This is a genomic window from Paenibacillus sp. NAIST15-1 (genome assembly GCF_001894745.1).
Classification (GTDB): domain Bacteria; phylum Bacillota; class Bacilli; order Paenibacillales; family Paenibacillaceae; genus Paenibacillus_B; species Paenibacillus_B suaedae.
The window spans coordinates 388682-400851 of sequence record NZ_BBYF01000003.1; the positions used below are offsets into that span (position 1 = coordinate 388682).

Annotated in this window: 10 protein-coding genes and 1 pseudogene; 2 read left to right on the forward strand and 9 right to left on the reverse strand. The window is 48.2% G+C overall.

From position 1 onward, the window contains the following. Positions 1-104: 104 nt before the first annotated feature. From hslU to sucC, 7 genes are all read right to left on the reverse strand, one after another. Complete coding sequence (gene hslU, locus PBN151_RS09410) at positions 105-1508, reverse strand: ATP-dependent protease ATPase subunit HslU (protein WP_072728774.1); 1404 nt, start codon at positions 1506-1508, stop codon at positions 105-107. Positions 1509-1541: 33 nt separating this feature from the next. After that, positions 1542-2084 carry an ATP-dependent protease subunit HslV gene (hslV, locus tag PBN151_RS09415; protein ID WP_021256561.1) on the reverse strand — a complete coding sequence of 181 codons (543 nt, stop codon included), beginning with the start codon at positions 2082-2084 and terminating at the stop codon, positions 1542-1544. A gap of 81 nt (positions 2085-2165) precedes the next feature. Further along, a complete protein-coding gene (gene trmFO / locus PBN151_RS09420; RefSeq protein WP_072728775.1) occupies positions 2166-3491 on the reverse strand; it encodes an FADH(2)-oxidizing methylenetetrahydrofolate--tRNA-(uracil(54)-C(5))-methyltransferase TrmFO in 1326 nt (441 codons plus the stop codon). A gap of 192 nt (positions 3492-3683) precedes the next feature. Further along, positions 3684-5777 (reverse strand): type I DNA topoisomerase, encoded by a 2094-nt coding sequence (gene topA, locus PBN151_RS09425; RefSeq protein WP_072728776.1) that lies wholly within the window; start codon positions 5775-5777, stop codon positions 3684-3686. 32 nt (positions 5778-5809) lie between these two features. After that, the gene (gene dprA / locus PBN151_RS09430; protein WP_072728980.1) at positions 5810-6925 is read right to left on the reverse strand and encodes a DNA-processing protein DprA; all 1116 of its coding nucleotides are present in this window, start codon (positions 6923-6925) and stop codon (positions 5810-5812) included. A gap of 184 nt (positions 6926-7109) precedes the next feature. Further along, positions 7110-8051 (reverse strand): succinate--CoA ligase subunit alpha, encoded by a 942-nt coding sequence (sucD, locus tag PBN151_RS09435; protein ID WP_044358057.1) that lies wholly within the window; start codon positions 8049-8051, stop codon positions 7110-7112. A gap of 25 nt (positions 8052-8076) precedes the next feature. After that, positions 8077-9237, reverse strand: coding sequence for an ADP-forming succinate--CoA ligase subunit beta (sucC, locus tag PBN151_RS09440; RefSeq protein WP_072728777.1), 1161 nt, complete (start codon positions 9235-9237; stop codon positions 8077-8079). On the opposite strand from sucC, the gene PBN151_RS31190 reads away from it, so the two are divergent. Together PBN151_RS31190 and PBN151_RS09445 are read left to right on the forward strand one after the other, a co-directional pair. Then, the gene (locus PBN151_RS31190; RefSeq protein WP_139070700.1) at positions 9226-9438 is read left to right on the forward strand and encodes a hypothetical protein; all 213 of its coding nucleotides are present in this window, start codon (positions 9226-9228) and stop codon (positions 9436-9438) included. The genes sucC and PBN151_RS31190 overlap by 12 nt on opposite strands. A gap of 349 nt (positions 9439-9787) precedes the next feature. After that, a complete protein-coding gene (locus PBN151_RS09445) occupies positions 9788-11335 on the forward strand; it encodes a YifB family Mg chelatase-like AAA ATPase (RefSeq protein WP_072728778.1) in 1548 nt (515 codons plus the stop codon). A 9-nt stretch (positions 11336-11344) separates the two neighbouring features. Here PBN151_RS09445 and PBN151_RS09450 read toward each other — a convergent pair whose 3' ends face one another. Then, the gene (locus tag PBN151_RS09450) at positions 11345-11713 is read right to left on the reverse strand and encodes a YraN family protein (RefSeq protein WP_072728779.1); all 369 of its coding nucleotides are present in this window, start codon (positions 11711-11713) and stop codon (positions 11345-11347) included. Positions 11714-11813: 100 nt separating this feature from the next. After that, positions 11814-12098, reverse strand: a pseudogene (locus PBN151_RS31860) (EscU/YscU/HrcU family type III secretion system export apparatus switch protein); the annotation flags it as partial. Positions 12099-12170: the final 72 nt, after the last annotated feature.

A 12170-nucleotide genomic window follows, 5' to 3' on the forward strand; every position in this document is an offset into this window, starting at 1 on the left:
AGCCCTATCTTTCGTCCGAAAGTCAGGGCTTTTTCTAAATAGTTTGTCGAACATTTTGACTGGTCTATATCTCAATAACAATTGTCACACTTTGTCGGATTATACTACAAAATATATTGGCTCAAGTCCCGGTTCTGAGAAATATCTGCTAGTTTTTCACGTACATATTCCGGTGTAATCTGAAATGTCTCCAATGTCAGCTCTGGCGCCTCGAAAGACAAGTCTTCGAGCAGCTTCTCCATGATCGTATGAAGGCGTCTTGCCCCGATATTCTCCATGTTCTGATTCACCGTTGCAGCAATATTGGCAATTTCCCGGATTGCTTCATCCGAAAATTGTATTTCAATGTTCTCTGTCTTCAATAATTCGACATATTGCTTCGTCAATGCGTTTTTCGGCTCCGTCAAGATGGACACGAAGTCATCCAGCGACAGATTGTTCAATTCGACACGAATCGGGAATCGTCCCTGCAATTCGGGAATAAGATCAGACGGCTTGGCGATATGGAAGGCACCTGCTGAAATAAACAACACATAGTCTGTTTTTACAGGCCCATACTTGGTCATAATGGTTGAGCCTTCTACGATCGGCAGAATGTCTCGCTGTACCCCTTCTCTGGATACATCCGGGCCAGAACCTCCCCGCCCGCTGGAAGCAATCTTGTCGATCTCATCAATGAAGATGATGCCGGATTGCTCTGCACGTCGAATGGACTCCTGAGTAACATCGTCCATATCAATTAACTTACCCGCTTCTTCTTGTGTTAAAACTTTGCGTGCTTCCTTAATCGTCAGCTTGCGCTTCTTCATGCGCTTAGGCAGCAGATTACCGAACATCTCCTGCATGTTCATGCCCATCTGCTCATTACCTTGGCCAGACAGGAAATCAAGCATGCTCGGCGTATTCTCTTCCACGTCGATTTCAATCATATCGTTCTCGAGCTGTCCAGACAACAATTCGAAACGTACTTTGCGGCGCTTCTCTTGGATGCCCGGGTCTGGATCTTTCTCAGGAGATGACTGTTCCTGGTTGTTGTTCTGGCCGAACAACAACTCAAACGGGTTACGGCCATTCTTATTCGATTGAGGTGTAGGCACTAGCAATTCAACAATACGCTCGTTTGCCATTTCCTCTGCTTTGTCCTTCACCTTCTCTGTACGCTCCAGCTTCACCATTCGAATCGATGTTTCTACTAGATCTCGAACCATGGATTCGACATCTCTACCGACATAACCTACTTCGGTGAATTTCGTCGCCTCCACTTTAACAAATGGCGCATGAACAAGCTTCGCCAGGCGACGGGCAATTTCCGTCTTACCCACACCTGTAGGCCCGATCATTAAGATATTTTTCGGAACGATCTCATCTTGGATGCTCTCATCAAGCAGTCCACGGCGATATCGGTTGCGCAGTGCAATCGCAACGGCACGCTTCGCATTCTTCTGACCAACAATATACTTATCCAATTCAGTAACGATTTGTCGAGGTGTCCACGCTTGCTGATTCATTACTATCCCTCCGCTCCGGCTGCCATACGGCTACTAAATTTGTTCAACCACAATATTGTCATTTGTGTATACACAGATTTCACTTGCAATCTGAAGTGAAGCTTCCGCCATTTCTTTGGCTGTCATATTCGGAGAATGTCGTTTCAAAGCGCGTCCAGCAGCGAGTGCAAATGATCCACCAGATCCGATTGCGATGACATCGTCATCAGGCTCAATAATCTCTCCTCCGCCCGAAATAAGCAGCATATGGGTCGCATCCATTACAATCATCAATGCTTCTAATTTGCGAAGCACACGATCTTGACGCCAGTCCTTCGCAAGTTCGACTGCTGCACGCTGCAGATTGCCGTGATGCTCCTCCAGCTTGCCTTCGAACTTCTCGAACAATGTAATCGCATCCGCTACCGAACCTGCAAATCCAGCGACTACCTGACCGCGATATAAGCGTCGAACCTTGCGTGCGTGCTGCTTCATCACCATGTTGTTGCCGAAGGTCACCTGACCGTCGCCTGCAATCGCAGCTGCACCATTATGTCTTACCGCACAAATCGTTGTTGCATGAAATGAATATTCCACTCTACCAAGCCTCCTGCCTCATGAACGCGCAAAGGAACCAGACATGCACAAAACGGCCGCTGCTTCCTTACGCTTCACCAATTATTTGATGTGGATGCCATGCTCTTCCTGAAATGCACGCAGCGTATCAAGCGCACGATTTGCGATGGCTTCGTTCTTTTCTTTTTTGTTGCGAATACGAGTCTCCAGCGGCGGGAACAAGCCAAAGTTCGCATTCATAGGTTGAAAATGCTTAAAGTCCGCAGTTGTAATGTAATTCGCCATACTTCCTAATGTCGTTTGCTGCGGCAATACAAGACATGAATTGCCCGCTGCATACCGTGCTGCATTCAGTCCTGCAATCAATCCCGATGCTGCAGATTCCACATAACCTTCTACCCCTGTCATCTGACCAGCAAAGAACAAGGATGGTCGGCCCTTGAATTGATAAGTTGGCTCAAGCAGCTTCGGTGAGTTAACGAACGTATTGCGGTGCATAACGCCATAACGTACAAATTCGGCTTGTTCCAAACCAGGGATCATGCGGAACACCCGCTTCTGCTCTCCCCATTTCAAGTGAGTCTGGAATCCGACCATGTTGTATAGTGTGCCTGCTGCATTATCCTGACGAAGCTGAATAACAGCATACGGCGTCTTGCCTGTATTCGGATCAACCAAACCTACTGGCTTCATTGGCCCGAACAGAGCTGTCTGCTTACCGCGGCTCATCATTACCTCAATCGGCATGCAGCCCTCGAAGTAAACTTCCTTCTCGAATGTTTTCAGTTCAGCTTTCTCTGCTGTAATAATCGCCTCGTAGAACGCATTGAACTCTTCTTCATTCATTGGGCAATTCAAATATGCAGCTTCACCCTTATCATAACGAGAAGCCAAATATACCTTGTTCATATCGATTGTATCTTTATCAATGATAGGCGCCGCCGCATCGTAGAAGTAGAAGTACTCCTCACCCATCAATTCTTTAATACGTGCGGATAACGATTCGGATGTCAAAGGACCTGTCGCAATGACAGTAATACCATCCTCAGGAATATCCGCAACTTCCTCGTTGCGCACCTCAACTAGCGGATGCTCCTTCAGCGTGTTCGTAATCTCATCCGAGAAGCCTTCACGGTCAACCGCCAATGCTCCACCTGCTGGTACAGCATGTTTATCAGCTGCGCTCATGATCAATGAGTTCATGTAGCGCATTTCTTCCTTCAATACACCTACTGCATTGCTCAATCCATTTGCTCGCAGCGAGTTGCTGCACACCAGTTCAGCAAACCGTCCGCTATGGTGAGCTGGAGTCTGTTTGACAGGTCTCATTTCATATAGTGTGACAGGCACGCCTTGCTGTGCAATTTGCCATGCCGCCTCGCTCCCCGCCAATCCTGCACCAATGACGGTTACTCTAGGCTGATTCATTTGTTGATATCCCCCTCAGTTATATGCAAAAGCACTGATCGCGGCTCCTTGAATAAGCAGCCGCGATGCAGAGCTAACCTTTATTATCGTAATTCAGACTGTAAACTTGTGAAGATAGCACGAGAATTACAGCAGCGAAGCCTGACATCCCACAGCACGGTCACGTTCATTTATGTGTATGCCAGCAGCTCCTTATTCATCATCTGAATCTTCTTGCACCTGCTCATTATGATCACAGCTTGTGCAGATTAGCTTCGTTCCTTGTTTGCTCCGTTTCTCAATCATCAAGCTTCCGCACGAAGGACAAGGCTTAGCAGAAGGGCGATCCCACATCACATTATCGCATTCTGGGTAGCGGTCGCATCCATAGAAGACACGTCCCTTCTTACTGCGGCGCTCAACGAGCTTGCCTTCGTGGCACTTCGGACAAGTAACACCGGTATCTTTTACAATCGGGCGTGTATTGCGGCAATCCGGGAAGCCTGAGCATGCCAGGAATTTACCGAACCGACCCATCTTGTATACAAAATGACGTCCGCATTTCTCACAAATCTCATCGGACACTTCATCCTCGATTTCGATTTCCTTCATTTCCTCTTCCGCTACAAGCAGTCGTTTCTCGAAGGATTCATAGAAATCCGCAAGTACCTTGACCCAATCCTGCTGTCCTTCACCGACATGGTCTAAATCCTCTTCCATGTGAGCGGTAAATTCGACATCCAAAATTTCTGGGAAGAACTCTTCCATGAGTTGAATGATCAGCTCGCCCAATTCTGTTGGGACAAACTTCTTCTCTTCAATCGCTACATATCCGCGCTTCTGAATTGTTTCCAGTGTTGGCGCGTATGTACTCGGCCGTCCGATTCCAAGCTCCTCTAGCGTCTTGACCAGTCGAGCTTCTGTATAACGCGGTGGCGGCTGTGTAAAATGCTGCTTCGGCTCAATCTGTTCGGTCTGCATGCTGTCTCCAACAGTGAGCGGTGGCAGAAACTTGTCATCCTCAACCGTGCCATCGTCGTTGCCCTCCACATACACCTTCATAAAGCCAGGGAAGCGGATTTTGGATCCGTTCGCACGGAACATCGTTTCTCCAACCTTGATATCTACGGTCATCGTATCCATAATGGCAGATGTCATCTGGCTTGCCACGAACCGTTCCCATACCAGCTTGTATAGGCGGAACTGATCCCGGCTCAAGAAGGACTTCATCTCGTCAGGAGTTCGCATTATGGATGTAGGTCTGATCGCTTCATGCGCATCCTGCGCATTCGCATTTTTCTTCACATATTGACGCGGAGTCTCAGGCATATAGTCGTCGCCGTAATGACCCTTAATGAACTCTCCCGCTTCTTCCTGTGCTGTCTGGGAAATACGCGTAGAGTCCGTACGCATATACGTAATGAGACCTACCGTTCCCTCTTTGCCAAGGTCGACCCCTTCATATAATTGCTGTGCAACAGACATCGTCTTCGCCGCACGGAAATTCAATTTGCGGGCAGCCTCCTGCTGCAAGGAGCTTGTCGTAAACGGAGGCGAAGGATGACGTAGACGCTCTCTCTCTTTCACTTCGCTGACGACAAATGAATTGCCCTTAATCGCATGAAGAATTTCATTTACTTCAGCTTCGCTCGTAAGCTCTCTCTTCTCCCCATTGATACTGTAGAACTTCGCATCGAATGAAGACTTGCCCATGTTCAAGCGTGCTGTAATCGTCCAATACTCTTCCGGAATGAACGCGCTAATTTCATTTTCCCGGTCGATGATCAGTTTGACGGACACGGACTGCACGCGTCCGGCCGACAATCCTTTCTTCACCTTCTTCCACAAAAGCGGACTTATCTTATAACCGACCAAACGGTCAAGGATACGTCTCGCTTGCTGTGCATGAACGAGGTCCATATTGATTTGACGCGGGGTTTTGAACGCATCCTTCACCGCTTGCTTCGTAATTTCATTAAATACGACTCGGCAAGCTTCTGACTGATCCAATTCGAGAGCGTGTGCTAAATGCCAAGCAATCGCTTCTCCTTCACGATCGGGGTCAGCTGCGAGATACACTTTTTTTACTTTTTTCCGAGCATCCTTCAATTCTTTCAGGACGCTGCCTTTACCGCGAATCGTTATATACTTGGGTGCAAAATTGTCCTCGATCTCAACGCCAATTTGACTCTTCGGCAAATCGCGAACATGCCCCATTGATGCTTTCACTATATACTTGCTTCCTAAATACTTTCCAATTGTCTTGGCCTTCGCAGGTGACTCGACAATTACTAGTGAATCCGCCACAGGCGCATCCTCCTCTCCAGCATACTGCACTATCATTCCGAGCTATATACGGCCCCCGGGCCTTCTCGGATTCGTTTTTTTAATTGTAAGGATAACAAAACTTCATGGAGTTGCGCAAATGTCGAACTGCTGCGCTGCATTAAGTCATCGATTGTACTGTCTTGATCACAAATGAGCTTATAAATGCGCTTCTCTTCATCAGTTAGGGGTTGTTCCCCAATAGCGTCGACCGTTTCATTATTGTACGGCGAAGGGATTGTTGTCAACCAACCTTTGAATTCTTCCACAATATCACTAGCCGAACGAACTAATTTAGCCGAGCCTTCGTACAGCAATTTCAACGTCCCTGCCGACTTCGGAGATGTAATCGGACCAGGAACGGCAAATACTTCGCGATTCGACTCTAACGCCATGTCCGCCGTAATTAAGGCGCCACTGCGCAAATTGGCCTCTACAACAACTGTTCCCAGGGACAACCCCGCAATAATTCGATTCCGAAGTGGGAACATTCCCGGGTGCGTCTTCATGCCGAGCGGATACTCGGTAATGACAATTCCGTTCTCTTCAATTCTTCCTGCCAAGCTTCGATTCTCGGGTGGATACACTCGGTCAAATGACGTCCCCATGACTGCAACCGTTCTGCCATACTTGAGAGCGCCTTCATGACTGAATGCATCTATCCCTCTCGCTAGCCCGCTAACCACATGCAGCCCTATATGTCCTAGCTGCTCCCCTAGTGTAGCTGCGACCTTCTTGCCATATGACGTAGGCGTTCGTGTACCTACGATACTAACGGAAGCTTCCCCGAGGCATTTCCAATCTCCTCTACCATATAACACCCAAGGATATTGAGGGATTTCCTTCAATAATAATGGGTACTGTTCATCAAGCGCCGTTATCCATTCAATGCCGCTGCGCTTCGTGAACTCAAGTCGCTGCTCGAGACGGTCGGAACGAAACTGTGCAGCTAGCTTGTCAGCCACATTCGGCTTCAATCCAGATTCCTGCCACTGCGAGGAAGATCGATCCAACCAGCATGGCAGCCCCAATAGCCCTATTCTATCCATTAAGTCACGAATAGTGTGCCATCCAATTCCTTCTGCTTCGTGTAGTGCAAATAAAATATGACGTTCAGTCCATCTGCTCATCGCATTCTTTCCCTTCATTAGAGAAGCGCGAATCCGCTTCCCTTATTTTGCTTGAGATATTAACAGATTGCAAGTGTCAACCCATTGTTTTTGAAATTCATAGAACTTTAATTTGCTAACAAAATAAAAAAAAGCAACCTTTATACACGTTTCCGTGCAATAAAGGTTGCTTACCTTTTGAATATTAGGAATTCACAACATGCGTCGTGCAGGACTCAAGAATCCCACGCTCTTCAAGTACAGCAACAAGCGTGCTGCCCATTTCCGAAGGAGTAGGCGCAACTCTTACACCACAAGCCTCCAGCGTAGCAATCTTCTCAGCAGCAGTTCCCTTGCCTCCTGAAATAATGGCGCCTGCGTGACCCATACGTTTGCCTGCAGGTGCTGTCGCTCCGCCGATGAAACCTACTACCGGCTTCTTCATATTATCACGAATCCACTCTGCTGCTTCTTCTTCAGCTGTACCACCGATCTCACCGATCATGATAACAGCATGTGTATCTGGATCTTCATTGAACAGATGCAAGATATCAATGAATTCAGAGCCTTTGACCGGGTCACCGCCAATGCCAACAGCAGTAGATTGGCCGATGCCGCGCGTTGTTAATTGATGAACAGCCTCATATGTGAGTGTTCCACTTCGGGATACGACGCCTACATGACCTGGTGCATGAATATATCCCGGCATAATACCGATCTTGCATTGTCCTGGTGTGATGACACCTGGGCAGTTCGGACCGATAAGACGTGTGCGCTTGCCTTCCATGTAGCGCTTAACCTTGACCATATCCAATACAGGAATACCCTCTGTAATACAGATAACCAGATCTAGATCGGCATCTACTGCTTCCATAATCGCATCTGCTGCAAATGCTGGCGGCACATAAATAACACTCGCTGTTGCGTCTGTTGCATTCTTAGCTTCCACTACCGTATTGTAAACAGGAAGTGTAACCACTTCACCGTTATCAAGCGTAATGTCAACCGTAGTTCCGCCTTTGCCAGGGACAGCGCCTGCCACCATCTGTGAGCCATACTCAAGCCCGCCCTTTGTATGGAACATGCCTGTAGCACCCGTCATATTTTGTGTAATAATCTTGGTATGTTTATCAATTAAGATACTCATTGACTCTCATCCTCTCGTCCGTGAATTATTGAACCAAAGCGACAATTTTCTGCGCACCGTCTGCCATCGAATCGGCTGCAACAATGTTCAATCCGGATTCATTCAGAATGCGCTTGCCGATCTCCACGTTCGTACCTTCCAGACGGACGACGAGCGGCCGATCAAGACCAATTTGCTTCGCAGCTTCAACAACACCGTTTGCAATGACATCACAACGCATAATACCGCCGAAGATATTTACAAATATGCCTTTTACATTTTCATCCGACAAAATGATCTTGAATGCTTCTGTTACTTTCTCCGTTGTAGCGCCGCCCCCTACATCTAGGAAGTTAGCCGGCTCTCCACCGTAATATTTAATGATATCCATCGTGGACATCGCAAGACCTGCACCGTTAACCATACAGCCGATGTTGCCGTCGAGGGCGATATAGCTCAAATCGAACTTGGATGCTTCGATTTCCTTCTCGTCTTCTTCATCCACATCGCGCAGCGCTTGAATGTCCCTATGGCGATACAGTGCATTGGAGTCAAAGTTCAGCTTCGCATCCAAAGCCATAACTTCACCTTCACCTGTTATAACGAGTGGGTTGATTTCTGCAATCGAGCAATCCTTCTCAACGAATGCTTGGTACAGGGCAACCATAAATTTAACAGCCTTGTTGACCAGCTCAGCAGGAATATTGATTGCATATGCGAGCTTGCGCGCTTGGAAGACTTGCAGACCGACCGCAGGATCGATAACTTCCTTCACGATCTTCTCCGGCGTTGCTGCAGCAACCTCTTCAATTTCCGTGCCGCCTTCTTCAGACGCCATCATCACGACGCGACCTGTACCACGATCAACAACTACACCAATGTAATATTCCTTCTTAATGTCGCAGCCCTGTTCAATCAACAGACGCTTTACTTCCTTGCCTTCCGGACCTGTTTGATGCGTCACGAGCACTTTGCCAAGCAATTCCGTCGCATATGTACGCACGTCATCTAAGCTCTTCGCTATCTTCACTCCGCCCGCTTTACCACGGCCGCCTGCATGAATTTGCGCCTTGACGACAACAATGGGAGTGCCCAATTCTTCAGCTGCCTGGACGGCTTCATCCACCGTAAAAGCAACCTTCCCTTCTGGAACAGCAACGCCATATTGCTTCAATACACTTTTGCCTTGATACTCATGAATATTCATCGTGCATCCCCCTATCCGATCGTTAGCCTCATGGGCTTATTCCGATTCGAAGCCGAGGTTGTAGGGCAGAAGCATAATGAGTTAGCTCCTGTTACTACACCTCGCGGCGCGTCCGTGAAATTGGGGAACCGCTTCCGCCGCTTCGCCACCGCTACTCACAATAACGGAAAATATATACAATCCGAACACATTGTATCATGATTTTAAAACGCTTTCCTCTCATTTTCGTCAAGAACGTACATTTTTTTGATATTGATATCATCTCATTTTGAGATTAATAGGGAACAACTCTTCGATATCGCCGCCGAAATTGACGCAAGTACTGCCTACAGCTATAATAATTATTACCTGCACCTAATCTGCTTGCAAGAAGCCTATTCCAATATATTAGGTAGATTAAGGGGATTAGTAGATTGAGGAGATTGCAATTACGAATTTTTTGATAAATGCTATCGTAGACGCTATAGTTATATAACGAGTGTAGATAAGGAAGCACCTTTCCCTCGTATTCCAGTTTTCGGCTGAGAATAACGATTGAGAGGTGTTTTTTGTGTACGGAAATTTATGGGGTGCTTCTGTGTACGGCGTAGAAGGAAGACTCATTCATGTGGAAATTGATATTTCGCCCGGTCTGCCTCAGGTGACGATTGTTGGCCTCCCCGATGCCGCCATTCGCGAATCCATTGAACGAGTGCGAGCCGCTGTTCGCAATTGCGGCTGGAAGTTCCCACTAGAGCGGATCACGATCAATTTGGCACCTGCTGATCTGCGCAAGGAAGGGACATCATTCGACATCGCCATGGCGATAGGGCTGTTATGTACGAGCGGACAGATTCCAAACCAGCCATTTGAGGAGATGCTCCTCATTGGAGAGCTGGCACTCGATGGTTCTACCCGTGCGGTTCCAGGCGTGCTGTCTCTTGTTGACGAAGCGCGCCGAAGAAAGTTCACCCGTGTTATGGTTCCTGCAGACAATGTTGCTGAAGCATTACTGGTAGAAGGAATCCAAGTATTCCCGCTCCGCCATCTAAGTGAGCTGCGGGAAATCCACAGTGTATATGACTTGCCGATTGCTTCACGAGAAGCGAGAGACAGAGATAGTAGTGAAATGAAAGAGGAGGAAACGGTAGCAAGGAATTTGGAGGATTACGCCGACGTAAACGGTCAACTGCATGTCAAACGTGCGTTAATCGTTGCAGCAGCAGGGATGCATAATGTACTGCTGAGCGGCCCTCCGGGCACCGGCAAGACAATGCTTATCAAGAGACTTCCTACAATCTTACCGCCTATGAATGAAGCTGAAGCGCTCGAGGTATCCAAGATCTATAGTGTATCGGGGAAATGGAGCCACTATGGTACAGGTCTTATGATGACACGCCCCTTCCGCTCCCCCCATCATTCCATCTCTGCTGCTGGACTTATTGGTGGAGGTGCGATCCCGAAACCAGGTGAAATCAGCTTGGCTCACCGCGGCGTCCTCTTTTTGGATGAGCTGCCCGAGTTCCCGCGCCAAGTGCTTGAAGTGCTCCGCCAACCACTCGAAGAACGAAGCGTTACCATCGGCAGAGCACGCGCCGTCTTCCGTTTCCCTGCTCACTTCATGCTGGCAGCCTCCATGAATCCATGTCCTTGTGGATATGCCGGTTCCCGTACAGAAGAATGTCGTTGTTCACATGGACGACTTGAGCAATATCGAAGCAAGCTGTCAGGCCCCCTGCTCGATCGGATTGATGTTCAGGTTGAAGTACCTCGTTCCCCTATTTCCGATTGGTCCAGCAACAATCTAAGCTCCGAGGAAATGCGCAAGCAGGTTATGCGAGCACAACGGGTACAAGCTCAGCGCTATGAAGGACTGAATATCCAATTCAACAGCGAGCTCTCAGGCTCTTATCTGAAGACATACTGCTGCTTGTCGGACAGCGCGAAGAATATGCTGCAGCAGGCTTATGATCAGCTAGGCATGAGTGCACGAGCACATGATCGCCTCTTGAAGCTATCCCGAACGATCGCGGATATCGAAGGAAGTGAAGTTATCGAGGTTGCACACGTAGCGGAAGCGATCCAGTACCGTACATTGGACAAGCGGAATCATGCCTGAATGAACGGATTAGAATGCTCCCTGAAATAGTTCAATGTCGGGTGGAGTTCCATGATCAGTCGAGTAGGTAATCGCTACTGCATCGAAGCGTATATGAACCTCATCTAAGCGATGTCGATGCATATACGCCGTTGCCACTGCTCGCACCTTGCGCTGCTTGCGCCAATCGATTGCCTCTGCCGCACCGCCATAACGCAATCCCGCGGTGCGGCTTCTAACCTCGACAAACACCCACACATCGCCATCGTTCGCAACAATGTCAATCTCACCTAACTTACAACGCCAATTCACATCAATAATGCGGTAGCCTCTACGTTCTAAATAAACAATCGCAAGCTGCTCTGCCTCAGTTCCCCGCGCACGACGATTAAGCTTCATCGGCACACTCCTCTTCCAACTACCTGACATATGAGGTGGAGTACCCGCATCAGCTGATGACATCTGTTGATTGTTCCTATGTGATGCCTTCCCATGATGATTACGTTCCACGATTGATCCACCCCTTATCCGCTCGCTGATCCGCTTTATATACAAAGGAGAGCACCTCTGCAACCAATTGATAAAGGGCTGGTGGGATTTGCTGATCGATATCTAGTTTAGACAATACTTCAACTAAGGAAGCGTCCTCTTGAATAGGGACTCCGCTCTCCTTCGCCTTTTCGAGAATGCGATCAGCTATTTGACCATGTCCCTTAGCTACAACAACTGGGGCTTCCCCTTGTTCGGGATTATAAGTAAGTGCAACTGCCTTTTTGCGTGGTGTGGCGCCACCTGCCTTCGCAGACGCATGCGTCTCTTCTCTAACACCGTGACGTGCTTCTTGCTGATTCCAATA